This window comes from Pseudomonas sp. SMV71 (genome assembly GCF_052042015.1).
GTDB lineage: Bacteria > Pseudomonadota > Gammaproteobacteria > Pseudomonadales > Pseudomonadaceae > Aquipseudomonas.
The window spans coordinates 265,117-283,705 of sequence record NZ_JBKGGU010000002.1 but is presented as its reverse complement, the minus strand read 5'-3'; the positions used below and the strand labels follow the sequence as shown (position 1 = coordinate 283,705).

Below are 18,589 nucleotides of genomic sequence, written 5' to 3'. Positions count from 1 at the left end.
GTCACGGCTGACCGGTGAGCAACAATCCAGAGGCCAGTGCCCGGAAACTCGCGACGGCCTGTTCGCAAGCCATGTGCGGATCATCAGCGTGAGCGATCCACAGGGACGCGCCGAGGAGAGCACCCATGATCAGGCGCGCTGTCGCTTCGGGGGCGACTTTGTGGATCGTCCCTTCATCAATCAGCTTTTGGATGCTGCGCTGAGTGCTGTGGATGCAAGCATTCTGGCTCCGCCATTGCGAGGGGTCGCCCAGTACCGCCGGCCCGTCGAGGAAGACGATGCGTTGGATTTCCGGCTCCAGTGACATTTTGATGTAGGCGATGGATTCATCGACAAAACCGTCCCAGGTGGTACTCGCTTCGTCGGTGATCACCGAAAGGCGCTCCATCATCTCGCTGTCGATCTGGGCGATGACGGCCTGGAGCAAACCCTTCTTGTCACCAAAGTGGTGATACAACGCGCCACGGGTCAGACCCGCCTGGGCAGTGAGATCGTCCATTGAACTGTCCGCGTATCCCTTCGCGGCAAATGCTTCTCGCGCAGCCTTGATCAGCTTGCCGCGGGTTTCCGCAATCATGTCCGCACGCTTTTGCGCCATCAATCGTGTTCCTTTTGAAAAATAACATTCGCTACGTATGTGAATTGACATACGGCGCGTATGCAGTATTGTGTCTCACATACACGGCGTATGCAAACGACTGGCAGCCTACTCGCCGGCTCCAAGGCTCTGCCACTCAGCACAGGATACCGATCAATGCGTGCACAGCGCGATTCAGATGTTTCACTCGATCATGCGGGTTCGGAAAAAACCCTTGGCCTTATCGTCAATCCGGTCGCCGGCATGGGTGGACCCGTAGGCCTGAAGGGCACCGATGGGGTCGGGATCCTGGAAGAGGCGAGGCGTCGGGGGGCCAATCCGGTTTCAGGCGAAAGGGCTTTACTCGCCCTCCAGCGCCTGGCGGCGTCGCCGACGCCGTTTCGGCTGCTCACCGGCTCAGGAGAGCTGGGCGAAGACGTTGCGCGGGCCGCCGGCCTCGACCCGATCGTCGTGTACTCGGCACACCCCGGACCGACCCGCGCAGATGACACGCGACATGCGGCGTTGGTCATGGCTTACGCATCGGTTGATCTGCTTCTTTTCGCGGGCGGCGATGGCACGGCGCGTGACGTACTGGGCATGGTCAGTGATCGCGTGCCCATCCTGGGGATCCCGACGGGCGTGAAAATGTATTCCGCGGTGTTCGGTACCAATCCGCGGAATGCCGGAGAGCTGGCCGCACAGTTCATCGCCGCACAGCCCTCGGTGCGCTTTCGTGAGGCGGAAGTCATGGACATCGATGAGGCCGCCATGCGCAGCGACCAGGTGTCGACGCGCTTATATGGCTATGCGCGCAGCCCCTATGCGCGCCATCTGACGCAAAACGCCAAGGCGGGTTCAGTTCCAGACGACCTGGCGCTCGACGCGACGTGCCGGCGGGTTGCCAGGGAAATGCAACCCGGCTGCTTGTACTTGTTGGGTCCAGGTACCACGACGCGGCGCGTGATGACCGAGCTCGGCCTGCCTTCGACGCTTCTGGGCGTAGATGCTGTCATGGACGGTGCGCGGGTGGGAGCCGACCTCAGTGAGCATGAGCTGATCCGACTCATGGAGGGGCATGAGACCCGCATCATTGTCGGCGTCCTGGGCGGTCATGGCAGTTTGTTCGGCCGTGGCAATCAGCAGATCAGCGCCGAAATCATCCGCCGGGTAGGGCGCGAACACATCACGGTGATCGCTTCGATGAACAAGCTCCTTTCCCTGGATGCCGGCTGCCTGCGCGTTGATACGGGCGACGCCCAAGTCGACGCCCTGCTCAGCGGCCATATACGCGTTCACACGGGACCTGACCGGTCCGTCTTCTTCAGGGTTCGAACCTGATCATCTGTTCATCCGAAAAACGAGGACAACCTCATGCATCATCATGTCGCCCACCCCTATATGGCGAACTCCGTTCCCACGTTGAAGCAGGAGATGCTTGACGCGATCGGCGTCAACAGTATCGAACAACTGTTCCAACAGATACCTTCCGATCACCGGCTGCAGCGGCCGATCGATCTGCCGCCGGCTCTCAATGAAAGCGAGCTGCGCCGGCACCTCGTCAGTACGTTGTCGAGGAACAGGACCTGTGAGCAAAACCTGAACTTTCTCGGTGCCGGCTGTTGGCAGCACCACGTTCCGGCGGCGTGCGACGAGGTCGTACGGCGCAACGAATGGTTGACCTCGGTTTTTGGCGAGCCCAGTTCCGATCACGGCCGCAACCAGGCCTGGTTCGAGTTCTGCAGCCAGCTCGGCGAATTGCTGAACATGGACTTGGTCGGCCTGCCGGTACGCAGCTGGGGGTGCGCCGCGGGCCATGCCATTCGCATGGCGACACGGATCACCGGGCGTAACGAAGTGGCCGTGGTACGCGCCATTGACCCGGAGCGACTGTCGATCATCCGCAACTACTGCGAGCCCGTGGAGATGCCAGGACATATCGCCGTGCGCCTCGTGGACTACGATGCGCAGACCGGCTTGCTGGATCTCGATCATCTTCGGGCCTGCATCGGTGCGCAAACGGCTGCCGTCTACTTCGAAACACCGTCATATTTCGGCGTGATAGAGCAGCAAGGTGCTGAGATTGCCGCCATTGCCCATGCCGTGGGTGCAGAAGTGATCGTTGGCGTCGACCCCATCTCGTTGGGAGTGCTTGCCGCGCCCATCGATTTCGGCGCGGACATTGTGGTCGGAACCACCCAGCCGCTGGGTGTGCACATGAATTGCGGCGGCGGGGTCAGTGGTTTCATCGCCACCCGCGACGAAGAAATGTATGCCCATCAGTACCCGACGCTGTTCATCAGCATTGCTGAAACCACGCAGCCTGGTGAATACGGTTTCGGCCTGAGTCTGTTCGAACAATCCTCCTACGGCTTGCGTGACAAGGGTAACGATTGGACTGGGCACTCGGTTTACATGTGGGCCATCGCCAACGCCGTGTACATGGCGATGATGGGGCCGCAAGGCTTCGAGGATGTGGGCAGGCTCATCCTCCAACGGGCTCGCTACGCGGCCATGCTGCTGGCGAAGATTCCCGGCGTGGAAGTGAAATTCCCTCGCGGCTTCTTCAAGGAGTTCGTGGTGAATTTCGATGCTACCGGGCTGAGCGTGAAGGCAATCAATAAACGCTTGCTTGCGCTCGGGATCTTTGGCGGCAAAGACCTGACCCAGGATTTTCCAGAACTTGGCGCCAGTGCCTTGTACTGCGTCACCGAGATCCACACGCAGGCCGATATTCAGCGCTTGAGCGCTGCACTCAAGGAGGTCATTGCACAATGAACACATCCCTCAAGCAATACCATGCCCCCGTCTGGAACGAGCCTGTCATCCTTGAAATGGGTTACCCCGGTCGTCGCGGTGTGATTTTTTCCGATGCCGAGGCCGACATACAAGCGGTGGTCGGCGAGGCCGAGGATTTGATCCCCGCCAACATGCGACGCTCGCGGAAACCGGCATTGCCGGAAATGTCCGAACCCGAAGTGTTGTATCACTACCTGCGGCTGTCGCAACAGACGCTCGGCATGATGAACATCAGCCTGTTCGGGACCTGCACCATGAAGTACAACGCCCAGATCAACGAGGCAATGGCCTGGCGCCCGGAAATCACCCACGTCCACCCCCATCAGGACGAGGACACTCTGCAAGGTGCGCTGCAAGTTGTGCATGGCATGGACATGATCCTGCGGGAGTTGTCCGGGATGGATCAGTTTGTCTTCCAGGCCGGCGGCGGTGCAGACGCTGCCTACACCAGTTGCGCAGTGACCCGTGCCTATCACGCGTCGCGAGGCGAACTGGAGCAGCGCGACGAAATCATCACCACGATCCAGACTCACCCCAGCAGCGCCGCGACGGCCGCCGCCGCCGGATTCAAGGTCATTACCCTGATGATCGAGGAGAACGGTTATCCCTCGCTCGAATCGCTCAAGGCCGCCGTGTCCAATCGCACGGCAGCGCTGATGGTGAACAATCCCGACGACATGGGCGTGTACAACCCGCAGATTCGGGAGTGGGTAAAAGTGGTACATGAGGCAGGCGGCCTGTGCTTCTACGACCACGCCAACTTCAACGGCGCAATGACCAAGATCCGTGCGCGAGAACTGGGTTTCGATGCATGCATGTTCATGCTGCACAAGACATTCGGAGCGCCTAAGAGTGGAGTAGGGGGACCTGCGGTGGGAGCTTATGGCTGCTCGGCGGAGCTCGCGCCATTCCTGCCGGCACCTGTGGTGGCGTATGACGGTGAACGCTATCGCCTCGATTATGACCGTGCGCAAAGCTGCGGCAAGATTCGCGAATTCTGGGGCAACGTACCGGTCATCCTCAAGGCTTATGCCTGGTCTCGCGCCATGGGCGCGGCAGGGATGGCAGAGGCTTCGGACATCTCGGTCCTGGCCAACAACTACATGGAAAAGGGCCTGCTGGCGATACGGGGGGTCTCCCGTTCGCACCCGGGGATGACGAGCCCGCGGATGGAGATGACCCGCTACAGCCTCGAGCAACTCAAGGAAGAAACCGGGGTCGATGTCCATGATGTACAGAATCGCATGAGCGATTTCGGTATCGACCCCATGTGGAGTAGCCATCATCCCTGGCTGGTACCAGAGCCTTTCACGCCCGAACCGGGCGAGATGTACGGCAAGGAGGCGCTGGACACCTGGATTGCGGTGCTTGCGCACGTTTGCGACGAGGCGTACTCGAATCCGGAGATCGTCAAGACGTCGCCGCACAACCAGGCGATCCACCGGCTCAAGGGCGCCTCGCTGGAGGACCCGGCGCGCTGGGCCATGACCTGGCGCGCGTACCGGCGCAAAAACAAGCGTCAGACGGCTTGAACCGACGCGTAGCGTGACAGCGGCCCCTCGATCAAGCGGGGTCGCTTCAGAAACCTGAACAGAGCTAACAATCAGCCATCGGTGGTTTCCAGCACGATAAGCCGGCTGGCGATCACCCTACAGGATCATCTCATGTCGATTTTCGAAACGGGTCTCGGACCCTCGGCGGTCAATCATGTCGCCCTTTCTCCGCTGAGCTTCATCGAGCGCACGGCCTCTGTCTACGGTGACTACCCCTCAGTGATATATGGCCCCATTCGACGCAACTGGCGACAGACCTACGAGCGCTGCCGACGCCTGGCCAGCGCACTCGTCAGGCACGGTATCGGCAAGGGCGATACGGTGGCGGTGATGCTACCCAATATTCCTGAGATGCTCGAAGTTCACTTCGGTGTACCGATGATCGGCGCGGTCCTCAACACGTTGAACGTGCGCCTCGATGCGCAGGCCATTGCCTTCATGCTGGAACATGGCGAGGCCAAGGTGTTGATCACCGATCGGGAATTTCATGCTGTTATTCGCAAGGCCCTGGGATCGCTTGCCCAGCCTCCGCTGGTCATTGATGTGAACGATCCGGCATACAGTGATGGCGAGGCCGTGAGCCCGTTGGATTATGAAGCGTTTCTCGCTGACGGCGATCCCCGGTTCGCCTGGCAATGGCCCGCTGATGAATGGCAAGCCATTTCGCTCAACTACACATCCGGCACTACCGGTGACCCCAAGGGCGTCATCTATCATCATCGCGGTGCCTATCTCAATGCATTGGGCAATCAGATGACCTGGGCCATGGGGCACCACCCGGTTTATCTGTGGACATTGCCGATGTTCCATTGCAACGGCTGGTGCTATCCATGGACGGTCACCGCCCTGGCCGGAACGCATGTTTTCCTGCGTCGGATCGACCCGCAGCGGATTCTAGCGTTGATCAACGAGCATCGGGTCAGTCACCTCTGTGGAGCGCCCGTGGTTTTCAACGGGTTGGTCAACCTGCCCGAGGCGAACAGAATCACCCTCGATCATCCGGTGGATGCGATGCTGGCGGGCGCGGCACCGCCGGCTAAAGTCATCGACGCGGTCGAGCGGATGGGCATCAAGGTCACCCACGTCTATGGTCTGACCGAAGTCTACGGCCCGGTGACTGTATGCGCCTGGCATACGCAGTGGGACGAGCAGCCGTTGGAGGAGCGTGCAAGGATCAAGTCGCGCCAGGGCGTACGCTACCCGACGCTGGAAGGGCTGATGGTCGCCGACCCGCAAACCCTTGAGCCGGTGCCCTTCGACGGCACCTGCGTCGGAGAAATCTTCATGCGCGGCAACACGGTCATGAAGGGATACCTGAAAAACCCCAGGGCGACGGATGAGGCATTCGACGGTGGCTGGTTCCATACAGGCGACCTGGCGGTTCGTCACCCTGACGGCTATGTCGAAATCAAGGACCGTCTCAAGGACATCATCATCTCGGGCGGGGAAAACATTTCCACCATCGAAATCGAAGATGTTCTCTACCGTCACCCGGCCGTACTCGAGGCCGCTGTGGTCGCCCGCCCGGACGAAAAGTGGGGTGAGACACCCTGCGCTTTCGTCACGCTTAAAGCTGACTATCAGGCCATCGGCGAAGCCGACATCATTCTGTTCTGTCGTGAGCATCTGGCAGGTTTCAAATTGCCCAGGACTGTCGTGTTCGTCGAGTTGCCGAAAACTTCTACAGGCAAGATCCAGAAGTACTTGTTGCGCGATTGGGCCAAGGCCCTCTGAGCGTCGCGGAGCATGGATGCCGGCGCGTTCGTGGTCCGGTGGCAGGAGGCGGCGCCGAATGGCTATTTCATGCCCGGCAGCCGCTTCTGCGTGGCCGGGTATCTTGAAAGTATTCCGGGGCGCCTGTAACAGCTTCCTGCAAAGAGATGAGCGCTCGGTAAACGCCTGGTTCAGCAAGCGCCGGCGTCTGGCGCAAACGGCACAGGTGCCCCTGTCCATCCCGGCGCCAGCCGCCGAAGCGGTGTGATTAGCAGACCGAGACAGGCCAACAGCACGTACAGAAAGCCGGCAATGGCAAACAGCAAACTCAACCCGCCGATTTTGCCGCTGCCCAGTACCGGTGCGAGTGCGTCCTGCCAATCGCCGGGGGCGCTCAACAGCGGGATCGCCCACGCGTCAGCCAGGGTGCCGGCGCCCAGTGCACCGATCGGCATCGCCAGCAGGCAAATCATCTGCCGCGTCGACAAGACGCGTCCCAGCACTTCGGCGGGCAGGCTGCGTTGCCAGAAGCTCTGGTCGCTGCTGGTGCTTAGCGAGAAGCAGCCAAACGCAACGAAAGCTGCTGCGTACAGCAGCATCGGCGAGTCGCTGATGCCGATGCCCAGCACGCTGGCCCCCAGCAGCAGATCCGCGAGCAGTACGGTGCGGATCAGCCGGGCTGGTGGTCTGGCCACTACCCACAACGAGCCGGCGAGCATGCCCAGGCCGCCACAGGTCATCACGGTGCCCAGTACCAGTACCGAATGGCGCTCCATCACTAAAGGCGATATCAGCGCCGAGGCCAGGCCGAGCATCAGGTGTTCCAACGCCAGGTAGGCCAACAGTGCCCACAATGCCGGACGGGCGCGCAGCACGGCCAGCACAGCCGGGATGCCAACGATGGGCGCGGTGTGGCCGGTGCCACTGATGCGCAGCGCCGAAGCGACCAGCGCCAACCAGGTCAGGATGCCCGCGGAAAACAGCACTGCGCCGACGTCCAGCAGCAGCACTCCGGGAACGCCGACAGCGCCCAGCAGCAATGCCGCCAGGGTTGGCGCGAGGAGTTGCGGCAAGCCGACCATCAGTTGCATCAAGCCGTTGGCCCGTCCGATGGCGCGTGGGCTGTGCAGCAAGCGCGGGATCGCCGCCTGGCAGACCAGCATGCGCACCACCAGCGCACTGGAGTTGACCGCGGCGAAGGCATACACCGGGCCGCGTTCCAACGCACCTTGGTCGAACAACCACCACAGCGCCAGCGCGGCGAGGCCACTGCAGCATTCGACACCGAGCAAAATCGCCCGCGCCTCGCAACGGTCCGCCAGCCAGCCGGCCAGCGGTGCGAGGAGTAGACCGGGCAACGCCGACAAAGCGATGATCCAGGCGTAGTCGGTGACACTGGCATGTTGCTGCAACAACCAGATGCCCAGGCTGAAAGCCGCCAGGGCCGATCCCAGGGTCGACGCGACCTGGCCGAGCCAGACCCACAACCAGGGCCGGACCTCCCGCGCCCCTTGCGGGAGCGAGCCTGCTCGCGATGGCGGTGGGTCAGCCGACATCAATGGCGACTGAGTGCTCGCTCCAGGAGCAGGCTTACGGCCACTGCGGGGAGATGACATCTCTGAGCTCGCATCAATCTTCATGGGACAACGGCGCCTCCAGCGCGGGCCAGTGGTGGCGTAGGTGAGCGGCCAGGGCAGGTGCCGTTCGCGCTTTGAGGATCGACAGGTGATCACAGTCAGCGATCACGCGCTGGTCGAAGTTCAAGGCAACGGCCTCCCACCGCTGCTCGACCGGCGTTGGTGGTTGGCGGCCATGCTCGGCCTCCAGCAGTATCACAGCGCCCGGGTAGGCCGGTGTCGGCTGGTAGTCGGTCGCCAGGTTGGCCAGGAACACCCGCAGCGGGCCGAACAGTGACGTTGCCCTGGCCTGTGCCGGCATCAGGCCCACGGCCTGCATGCGCCCCAGCAGCGTGGCGCATTGTTCATCCGGTTCCTGATTCGCCAGGGTATCCAGGTCAAGCTCCAGACTGCATCCGGCGTCGAGTTCCAGTAACGCCACGTAGCGCCCCAGGGCCTCGCGGGTATCGCGGGCCATGCGCTTGCCCGGTACACGGCTGTCGATCAGCAACACTGGCGCCACCTGCGCGCCACTTGCCTGCAACTGACGGGCGATCTCAAAAGCCAGCCAGCCGCCGAACGAATGTCCCAGCAGATAGTAGGGGCCGTGCGGCACCTGGGCACGGATTTCCCGCACGTAGGCGCGAGCCGCCGCCTGCACCGACCCGTGGGGTTCGCTGCGGCCATCGAGGCCACGGGCTTGCAGCCCGATCACCGTCAACCGCGCGTCCAGCTGGCGCACCAACGGTACGAAACTGCTCACGTTGGCGCCTGCGCCCGGCACCATGAACAGGCAGGGCGCGTTGGGCGAACCGGTTTGCAACGTCAGGCTGGCACGGCTGGCGGCAGGTTCGAGCCGATGCGCCTCGCTCTGGGCCAGCGACCGCTCCAGGACCGCCGCCAGACCTTGCAGATGTGTCGGATCGCGCATGATCGACCAGTGATCGCCTGCGATCCGCTGCTCCACCAAGTCCGCGCCGAGCAGCGCTCGCCAGTCGGCCCCCAGGTCGCGGGTGCCGAACAATTCGGGACGCGCCAAAGCCGCACTGAACAGATGCACGGGCCGGCCCAGGGGAGCCGGTCGATAGCGGACCATGGCGTTGCGCAAGGTCAGGTTCAGGCGCGCCCGGCTGATCAGCGCCGGGCGATCGAAGCTGGGCGGTAACCAACCTCGGCTGCGCGCCGTAGCGAGCACGCCATCAAGGTCCAGGCCGTTGTGCCATGGCACTTGCCTATCTTCATTGACCTGTCGGGTGGCCAGATAGCCAAGCAATTGCTCGCGTAGGTCGCTTTCATCGAGACTGAGGGGCAGCACCGCTGCCCGCAGCGCCCCCGGCTGGCTGCTGTCGATCAGCCCGATGAACGCCACCTGCTCGTCCTCGCCCAGCAGTTGGCGCGCCATTTCGTAGGCCAACACACCGCCAGCCGACCAGCCCGCCAGTCGATAAGGACCGTCGGGCTGAACGGTGCGCAACAGCGTGATGTACCGCTTGGCGAGGGTCGGGTTGTCGATAGCGTCTTCCAGCTCCGCCGCGGCTTGCACGGCGTAGAGACCGAGATCCGGGTCCAGGTGGCGGGCCAACCGTTCATACGGTAGCGCCTCGCCAGTGCCTTCATGGATGAAGAACAGGGGCGGCTGGCGTCCGCTGCCCGGACGAATACACAGCAGTCCCTGGGTGTCGGCGGCATCCCGCGTCACCACCTGACGGGCCAGTGCCGCCAGGTCCTCGGCGCTGAACAGCGCACCTACCGTGACGTCCAGGCCGCGTGCGCGCAGACCCTCGAGCAGTTGCACCAACAGCAATGAATGTCCGCCGAGGGCGAAGAAGTTGTCGTCGCGGCCGACCTGTTCGACACCCAGCAGCTGCGACCACAGCTGTGCCAGACAGGTTTCCGTAGCACCGCGCGGCGGTGTGTAGGGGCGTTGTTGCAGAGCCTGGCGGTCCGGCGCCGGCAAGGCGCGCCGATCCAGTTTGCCATTGGCAGTCAGCGGCCATTCTTGCAGTTGTACATAGGCGCCGGGCAGCATGTGTGCTGGCAGTTGTTCAGCCAGCGCAGCGCGCAGCGCCCCCGGCGCCAGGTCACCACCCGACTCGGCCAGCAGGTATGCGACCAGGCGTGGATCCCCCGGCTCGTCCTGGCGCGCCAGCACCACGGCCGAGCGCACGCCGTCCAGCGCCGCGAGGCGCGCTTCGATTTCCCCCAGCTCGATGCGAAAGCCGCGCACCTTGACCTGCTGGTCGTTACGGCCCAGGTACTGCAACCGGCCGTCGACGGTCCAGCGGGCCAGGTCGCCGGTCTTGTAGAGCCGCTCGCCGCGACTTCCGGCGAACCGCGCCGGCTGAAAGCGTTCGGCATCCAGGGCCGGCCGGTTCAGGTAGCCTCGGGCCAGGCCGGGCCCGGAGACATGGATCTCGCCGACCACGCCCTGGGGCACCAACTCGCCGTGTTCATCGAGCAAGTAGATCCGCAGGTCCGGAATCGGCCGACCGATGGGCACCAGTCCGGCGTCGGTGTTGCAGTCGGCAGCTTCGATCGGTTGATAGGTGACGTGCACCGTGGTCTCGGTGATGCCGTACATGTTGACCAATTGCGTAGGGTGGCAGTCCGGCCGTGCGAACCAGGGCCGCAGCGCGGCGGCGTCGAGGGCTTCCCCACCGAACACGATGCAGCGCAGGCAATGGGGCTCGGCGCGGGTTTGCTTCATCCAGGCATAGAAGGCGCTGGGGGTTTGGTTGAGGACCGTGACGCCGGCGTCCACCAGCAGGTCATAGAAGTCCTGCGGGCTGCGTGAGGTCAGATACGGCACTATTACCAGCCGACCGCCATGCAGCAGCGCGCCCCAGATTTCCCAGACCGAGAAGTCGAATGCGAAGGAATGGAACAGCGTCCAGACATCCCGCTCGTTGAACCCGAACCAGCCTTCGGTAGCGCTGAACAGTCGTAGCACCGAGCGGTGTTCGATCATCACACCCTTGGGCACCCCGGTCGAACCGGAGGTGTAGATGATGTACGCCAGGTCGGCATCGCTGGCCTGGGGATCGGCCGGCAGGTCTGTCCCGGGCTGTTCGCTCCAGTTGCCGCGGTGCGGGTCCAGGGATAGCACCGTACAGGCAGCGGGCACCTGCAGCGCTGGCGGTAGTGCCTCTAGGGCCAGTACCACCCGAGGGCTGCTGTCGCCAAGGATGAAGTTCAAGCGTTGTGCGGGATAGACCGGGTCCAGCGGCACATAGGCGCCGCCGGCCTTGAGACTGGCCAGGATCCCCACGAGCATGTCCAGGCCACGTTCGGCGTGAATTGCCACACGGCTGTCTGGGCCGACACCCAGCTCTCGCAGGCGATGGGCCAGGCGGTTGGCGCGCTGGTTGAGCACCCGATAACTCAGAGTCTGCGCGCCGTACTGGAGTGCGATGGCATCGCCTCGGCGCGCCGCTTGGGCCTCGAAGCGTTGGTGCAGGCGTTCGCCCGTCGTCGGCGCCAGGGTGACGACAGGGTTGAACCCGTCTACCAACTGCTGGCGTTCGGCCCGACTGAGCAAGTCGATGGTGGTCACGATTTGCCGATCGTCGGCGACCATGGCTCGCAGCACTGCCAACAGAGCGTGCCAATGGCGCGCCACGGTGCCCGCATCGTATAACGCGGTGGCGTAATTGAAACCACCCTGGATCACGCCATCGGCTTCATGGACGTCCAGCGCCAGGTCGAACTTGGCCGTGGTCACGGGCGCGCCAACGCTTTCCAACTGCAAGCCGTTGCCCAGGTCAAGCTCCCCACGGGGCGCGTTCTGCCAGGCCAGCATCAATTGGAAAACCGCGTTATGGGCCTGCGACCGCGGTGGGTTGAGCGCTTCGATGACTTGCTCGAAGGGCAAGTCCTGATGGTCCTGGGCGGCGAGGGCGTGGGCCCTGACCTGGGCCAGCAGTGCGTCGACCCGCGGTCCTTCGTCCAGGTCGATGCACAGGGCCTGGAAATTGACGAAGAAGCCGATCAGCGGTTCCAGCTCGACCCGTGCACGGTTGGCGACAGGGGAGCCGATGACTACCTGCGCCTGGCCCGAAAAGCGACTGACCACCACGGACCAGGCGGCCAGCAAGGTCATGTACAAGGTGACGCCATGGCGCCGGCTCAAGGTTTTGAGACCCTGGGTCAGTTCCGCGTCGATCTGCACCGGCAAGCTGGCACCCGCGTAATCCAGCCGTGGCGGGCGTGGCCGGTCGGTGGGCAGGGTGACGCAGGTCGGTGCCGCGCCCAGGTGTGCGGTCCAGTAGGCACGCTGGCGCTGCAGTTCATCGCCTTGCAGCCATTGGCGTTGCCACAGGGTGTAGTCGCCATACTGGCGCGTCAGCGCCGGCAATGGATCGTCCCGGCCTTGGCTGAAGGCCTGGTAGAGGCGGGAGAACTCGTCGGTGAGCACTCCCATGGACCAGCCGTCCGAGACCAGGTGGTGCACGGTCACCAGCAGGATGTGGTCGTCGGCATCCAGGCGCAGCAGGCGGGCACGGACCGGCCATTGACAAGTGAGATCGAATGGCCGGCCGGCCTCTTCGGCGCAATGGGCTTGCCAGGCTGTCGCATCGGCTGTGCTCAGGTCCAGGCTGGCCAGCGGCAAGGCGGCTGGCGGGTCGATGAGTTGCCGCGCGTGTCCGGCCAGGCTGACGAAGCGCGTGCGCAAGCTTTCATGGCGCGCCACGATGCGGTCAAGGGCTCGGCGCAAGGCGCTTTCATCCAACTGGCCGCGCAAGCGCAAACCGGCCGGCATGTTGAAGGCCGCCGTCGAATTCGGATTGAGCTGCTGGATCAACCAGAGGTTTTGCTGGGCGAACGACAGCGGCAGCGGCTGACTGCGATCAGTCTCCGGCAACGGCGCCAGGCGATTTTGGACGGAACCGTCAAGCAGCGTGGCCAGGGCGTGCAGGCGCGGCTGGGCGAAGACTGCCGAGAGCGGCACTTCCAGGCCCAAGCGATGGCGGACCTGGGCGAGCAAGCGCAATGCCAGCAGCGAATGCCCGCCGAGGGCGAAAAAGTCATCCTCCCGGCCAATCGGCTCGACGCCAAGCAGTTCACTCCAGATCGCCGCCAGACTGATTTCCAGCTCGCCCTGCGGCGCACTGTAGGGCGTCTGGGCAAATGATTCAGGCGCTGGGGCCGGCAGGCGCAGGCGATCGACCTTGCCATTACCGGTCAGCGGCAGGCTCTGCAGTTGCACGAAGGCGCCTGGCAACATGTACTCCGGCAGGCGTTCGCTCAATTGGCTGCGCAGCGCCAGGGGTGACAGCGCTTGTGCGGCGCTGAAGTAGGCCACCAGGCGGGGTTCCCCATGCTCGCCGGGTTGCACGACGACCGCTGATTCGCGAATGCCGGGCATTTGATCGAGGCGACTTTCCACCTCGGCCAGCTCGACCCGATAACCGCGGATCTTGACCTGCGAGTCGTTGCGTCCCAGGTATTGCAAGGTGCCTTCGGGGGTCCAGCGTGCCAGGTCGCCGGTTTTGTAGAGGCGTGCTTCGCCGCTTTGGTCGAAGGGATGGTTGATGAAACGTTCGGCGGTCAGGTCCGGTCGATTCAGGTAACCCTGGGCCAGGGCCGGGCCCGCCACGTGCAACTCACCCACGGCGCCCTGGGGCACCCATTGGCCATGAGCGTCCAACAGGCACACCTGGGTATTGGCAATCGGCCGACCGATCACCGGTACGTCGGCCCATTGCTCGGGGTCATCGCCCAGGGTATGGGCACAGACCACATGGGTTTCGGTCGGACCGTAGTGGTTGTGCAGGCGTGCCTGGGGATGCTGGCGGAAAAACGCGCGCAGCGCAGTGGTGATGCGCAAGGCCTCGCCGGCGACGATCACATCGCGCAGCGCCGGCAATGGCAGCGGTGCTTCGCTCCAGCGCTCGGCCAGGGCCGCCAGGGCAATGTACGGCAGGAATAGGCGTTCGATGCGAGTATCGCAGAGCCACTGGGGCAGGGCGGCGAGATCCAGGCGCCGGGCCTCGTCCAGCAGTACCAACGTACCGCCGCTGCCCAGGGTGGAGAACATTTCCTGGAAGGCCACGTCGAAGCCCAGCGCGGCGAATTGCAGGGTGCGCACGGCACCGGGCAGCGCGTGAGCGGCCTGCCAGGTCAACAGGTTGCTCAGGGCCAGATGCCCCATGGCGACGCCCTTGGGCAGGCCGGTAGAGCCGGAGGTGTACATGACGTACGCCAGATCGTCCGGGCTCGGCTGCGCCAGCGGTGGCGCGGCGGGGGCCGCTGTCGCGGTGGCCGAAAGGCGGACGGACAATGTGCGGCAGCCCTCGCCAGTCTGCAGGGCCTCGACGCGTTCGGCATCCCACAGCAGCAGGCAGGGCTGGCAATCGTCGAGGATGCCTTGCCGACGGGCAATCGGCTGATTCGGATCGAGCGGCACATAGGCCGCCCCGGTCTTGAGCGTGGCAACCAGGGCCAGCACCATTTCCAGGCTACGGGGCAGGTGGATGGCCACGCGCTGGCCGGGCCCTGCGCCCCGGTCGATCATTGCCCAGGCCAAGTGATTGGCCTGGCGGTCCAGTTCCCCATAGCTCAAACCGCGCCCATGCAGTTCGACGGCAATCGCGTCAGGCTGCAGCAGCGCTTGGCGCTCGAAGGGGCGGTGTACCCAGCCCGCCTCGGGGAATGGGGTCGGCGCCGGGTTGAGCTGGTGCAGCAGACGCTGGCGTTCGTCGGCGTCGACCAATACCAAGTGCGTGATCGCCTGTCGATCGTCGGCAATGAACTGCTTCAGTACCTGGACCAGGTAAGACCAATGGCGGCTGACGCTGGCGCGGTCGTACAGGGCGGTGGCGTAGTTGAGCCCGCCGACGATCCGTCCCTCGGCTTCGTAGAGCTCCAGGGACAGATCGAACGGCGCGGTGGTCTGCTCGCCGGCCAGGGGCGTGAGGCTTAAGCCGTCGAGGTCCAGGCTGCTGCGGGGCGCGTTCTGCCATGCGAACATCAGTTGGAACACCGGCGTGTGGGCCAGCGAGCGTGGCGGGTTGAGCGCCTCGACCACGTGTTCGAACGGAACGTCCTGATGGGCTTGGGCCTGCAAGGCATGCTCGCGAACCTGGGCCAGCAACTGGCCGACTTGCGGCGCGCCGCTCAGGTCCACACACAGCGCCTGGGTGTTGACGAAAAAGCCGATCAGCGGCTCCACTTCGCTGCGGGTGCGGTTGGCGACCGGGGTGCCGATGACCACCCGTGCCTGGCCGGACAGGCGGGCCACCACCACGGCCCAGCCGGCCAACAGCGTCATGTACAACGACGTGCCGTGGCGCTGGCCCAGTGCCTTGAGCGCCGAAGCGGTGGACTCATCCAGGGCCACCCCCAGGCGCGCGCCGGCGAAATCCTGGCGCGGCGGCCGCGGGCGGTCGGTGGGCAGGTCGACCCGTTCCGGGGCCTCGCGCAGGTGCTCGAGCCAATAGGCCAACTGCCTGGCGCCACGCTCGCCGGCCAACCACTCACGTTGCCAGGCGGCGTAATCGGCATATTGAATGGCCAGGGGCGCAAGCGAGTCGGGTGCATTGCCGTGGAAAGCCTTGTACAGCACCGAGAGTTCGTCGATCAGCACGCCGATGGACCAGCCGTCGGCGATGATGTGGTGCAAGGTCACGTGCAGCACATGACGATGAGCACCCAGGCGCGCCAACCACACCCGCAGCAGCGGGCCTTCGCTCAGATCGAAGGGGCGGGCGGCTTCGTGGGCCATGGCGGGATGCAAGTCGGCGGCTTCGGCCAGCTCCACCCGTTCGTAATCCCAGCGTGGCGTGGGGTCGATGACTTGCCGGACCTCGCCATCCTGCTCGACGAACCGGGTGCGCAGCACCGCGTGGCGCTCGACGATACGCGACAGGGCACGGCACAGGGCATTCTCGTCCAGCTCGCCGTCCAATTGCAGGGCGCCGCTGATGTGGTAGGCGGCGCTGGCCTGGGCGTCCAGGCGGGCGATGAACCAGAGACGCTGCTGGGCGAATGACAAGGGGCGCGCCGCTGCTTGCGGCAATACGGAAATGCCGGTCAGGACGCTGCGTGTGGCGTTGGCCAGCAGCGGTGCCAGTCCGGCCACGCTCGGGTGCGCATACAGGGTCGCCAGGGGCAGTTCCAGGCCCAGGCGTTGGCGCACCCGCGAGACCCATTGCACGGCCAGCAACGAATGTCCGCCCAGTTCGAAGAAGTCATCGTGCCGGCCCACCCGGGCCACGCCCAGGAGGTCGCACCAGATTTCGGCCATGAGGCATTCCAGCTCGCCACGCGGTGCTTCATAGGCCTGGGCGCTCCAGGCGTCGTCATCGGGGCGCGGCAAGGCCGCGCGGTCGAGTTTGCCGTTGGGCGTCAGCGGCAGGCTGTCCAGCGGCATGATCAGGGCCGGCACCATGTGCCTTGGCAAAACCTCGGCCAGGGCATCGCGCAGGGCCGTCGCGACCAGCGGCCCATGACCGGCGGCCGCTACCGCGTAGCCCACCAACGCCGGTTCTCGGCCTTCGCGCGCCAGGGCCAGCACCGCCGCTGCGCTGATCTGGGGCAACGCCAGCAATGCTGCTTCGATTTCCCCCAGTTCAATGCGGAAACCGCGAATCTTGACCTGGAAGTCGTTGCGCCCCAGATAGTGGAGCTGCCCCTCGGCATCCCAGAAGCCAAGGTCACCCGTGCGGTACAGCCGTGCCGTCGGGTCGCTGCTGAAGGGGTCGGCCAGGAAGCGCTCTCGGGTCAGTTCCGGGCGGCGATGGTAACCGCGCCCGACACCGGCACCGCCGATGTACAGCTCGCCCGGCACGCCCATCGGCAACGGTTGCAGGGCCTCGTCGAGGACGTGCACCTGGGTGTTGTCGATGGGCCGACCGATGTGCGGTTGGAACCCCCGATCACGGTCCATCGACACCCAGGTCGAATAGACCGTGGTTTCGGTCGGACCATAGAGATTGTTGACCTGGCGCACCGCGCTGTTGGCGAACAACCGCTCCACCAATCCCCGGGGCAGCGCCTCGCCGGCCAGGTTGACGCACTCCAGCGAAGCCGCCAGGGCATCGGCGCGCAGCAGCGCGTCGAGCGCTGACGGCACGGTGTTGAGCAGGCTCAGGTCCGGGCGTTGGTCGAGCAAGGCGAGGGCGTCGTCCACCAGTTCCAGGGTTCCGCCACAGGACAGCGGCGCGAAGCACTCGAACACCGACAGGTCGAAGTTGACCGAGGTGCTGAACAGGCTGCGTCCAAGAGTTTGCGCACCGAAGCTGCGCAGCGCCCAGTCAAGGAAGTTGCGCGCGTTGCGGTGCTCGATCATCACGCCTTTGGGCTGCCCGGTGGAACCGGACGTGTAGATCATGTAGGCCAGGTGATGGGGCTCAAGCCCCATGCCCAACGGCGCGTCACCCTGCGGTGCGGCGCCGTCGCGCAGCACCTCGTCGACGTTCAGGCGCTGGCAATCGTTGGCGAGGGTCAGCGTCAGCGGCGCATCGCCCATTGCCAGCACTGCCACCGGGGCACTGTCTTCGAGCATGTAGGCCAGGCGCTGGGCCGGGTACGCCGGGTCCAGCGGAACATAGGCGCCGCCGGCCTTGAGCACGGCGAACAGCGCGACGATCAGTTCCGGGCTGCGGCGCAGATGGATACCGACCCGCTGGTCGGGGCCGACGCCGAGTGCCTGCAGATGCCGGGCCAGTAGATTGGCTTGGCACTCCAGCTGGGCATAGGTCAGTTCATGGCCCTTGCAACGTACCGCCACCGCCCCTGGCGTAAGGCGCGCCTGGGTTTCGATGCGCTCGTGCAGCAGGGCGCGCTCGGGTTGGGCGCGCTGGGTGGCGTTGAACCGCGCCAGTTGTTGGCGTTCTTGCGCCGGCAGTACGTCGAGGCTGCGGGCAAGCCGCTGCGGGTCGGTGTCCAAGGCTTCGACAAGGCTGGCCAGGGCGCAGTGCATGAAGTCCCACGCCCGTTGTGCCCCTACCGTGCCGGCAATCTGGGCAGTCAGGTTGAAGCCCTGGCCCAGGTCGTCCACCGAAAAGGTGAAGGGATAGTTGGTGCGCTCGGCGGTGCTGAGCACACGCATGCCCTCCACCTGCTGGTGCGGGGTGTCTTCCAGGCTGTAGCGGAAATTGAGCAAGGCGCAAAACAGTGGTGTACCGGACGGTACGCCGCTGCAGCGCTGGGCCAGGGTCAATGGCGTATGCTCATGTTCGAGCAGCGCCGACAACGCCTGGTGGGTGTCCTGCAGACTGTCGACCACCGAACGCTGTGCAAAACCGATGCGCAGCGGCAGGGTATTGATGAACACGCCCAATGCCTGGTCGGCACCTTGAACCCCTTGTAGTCGCCCCAGCAACACCGTA

7 protein-coding genes (1 of these 7 cut by a window edge) are annotated in these 18,589 nt (G+C 64.5%); 4 read left to right on the top strand and 3 right to left on the bottom strand.

Annotation, left to right across the window (positions count from 1 at the left end; translation table 11 throughout):
- Position 1: 1 nt before the first annotated feature.
- Positions 2–598: a TetR/AcrR family transcriptional regulator gene (locus ACLEJQ_RS02990; RefSeq protein ID WP_440792032.1), complete on the bottom strand. Its 597-nt coding sequence runs from the start codon at positions 596–598 to the stop codon at positions 2–4.
- Positions 599–754: 156 nt separating this feature from the next.
- On the opposite strand from ACLEJQ_RS02990, the gene ACLEJQ_RS02985 reads away from it, so the two are divergent.
- The 4 genes from ACLEJQ_RS02985 to ACLEJQ_RS02970 all read left to right on the top strand — a co-directional run bounded on the left by ACLEJQ_RS02985 (position 755) and on the right by ACLEJQ_RS02970 (position 6,663).
- The gene (locus ACLEJQ_RS02985) at positions 755–1,918 is read left to right on the top strand and encodes an ATP-NAD kinase family protein (protein ID WP_440792030.1); all 1,164 of its coding nucleotides are present in this window, start codon (positions 755–757) and stop codon (positions 1,916–1,918) included.
- 33 nt (positions 1,919–1,951) lie between these two features.
- Complete coding sequence (gene gcvPA / locus ACLEJQ_RS02980) at positions 1,952–3,355, top strand: aminomethyl-transferring glycine dehydrogenase subunit GcvPA (RefSeq protein WP_440792028.1); 1,404 nt, start codon at positions 1,952–1,954, stop codon at positions 3,353–3,355.
- A complete protein-coding gene (gene gcvPB / locus ACLEJQ_RS02975) occupies positions 3,352–4,908 on the top strand; it encodes an aminomethyl-transferring glycine dehydrogenase subunit GcvPB (protein WP_440792026.1) in 1,557 nt (518 codons plus the stop codon). Before gcvPA ends, gcvPB begins: the two co-directional genes overlap by 4 nt.
- Positions 4,909–5,040: 132 nt before the next feature.
- Positions 5,041–6,663 (top strand): acyl-CoA synthetase, encoded by a 1,623-nt coding sequence (locus tag ACLEJQ_RS02970; protein WP_440792025.1) that lies wholly within the window; start codon positions 5,041–5,043, stop codon positions 6,661–6,663.
- 170 nt (positions 6,664–6,833) lie between these two features.
- On the opposite strand, the gene ACLEJQ_RS02965 is transcribed toward ACLEJQ_RS02970, so the two are convergent.
- Both ACLEJQ_RS02965 and ACLEJQ_RS02960 read right to left on the bottom strand, forming a co-directional pair.
- On the bottom strand, positions 6,834–8,129 hold the full coding sequence (locus ACLEJQ_RS02965; protein WP_440792023.1) for an MFS transporter: 1,296 nt from the start codon (positions 8,127–8,129) through the stop codon (positions 6,834–6,836).
- A 142-nt stretch (positions 8,130–8,271) separates the two neighbouring features.
- Positions 8,272–18,589, bottom strand: partial view of a non-ribosomal peptide synthase/polyketide synthase gene (locus tag ACLEJQ_RS02960; protein WP_440792021.1) — the 3' portion only. 7,481 nt of this gene lie beyond the right edge of the window; the window shows 10,318 of its 17,799 coding nt (coding positions 7,482–17,799); its start codon lies beyond the right edge, outside the window; its stop codon occupies positions 8,272–8,274.

Excerpts from the sequence above, each read along its gene's own strand:
- ACLEJQ_RS02990 (WP_440792032.1), bottom strand. The coding sequence starts at position 598 with ATGGCGCAAAAGCGTGCGGACATGATTGCGGAAACCCGCGGCAAGCTG.
- ACLEJQ_RS02985 (WP_440792030.1), top strand. The coding sequence starts at position 755 with ATGCGTGCACAGCGCGATTCAGATGTTTCACTCGATCATGCGGGTTCG.
- gcvPA (WP_440792028.1), top strand. The coding sequence starts at position 1,952 with ATGCATCATCATGTCGCCCACCCCTATATGGCGAACTCCGTTCCCACG.
- gcvPB (WP_440792026.1), top strand. The coding sequence starts at position 3,352 with ATGAACACATCCCTCAAGCAATACCATGCCCCCGTCTGGAACGAGCCT.
- ACLEJQ_RS02970 (WP_440792025.1), top strand. The coding sequence starts at position 5,041 with ATGTCGATTTTCGAAACGGGTCTCGGACCCTCGGCGGTCAATCATGTC.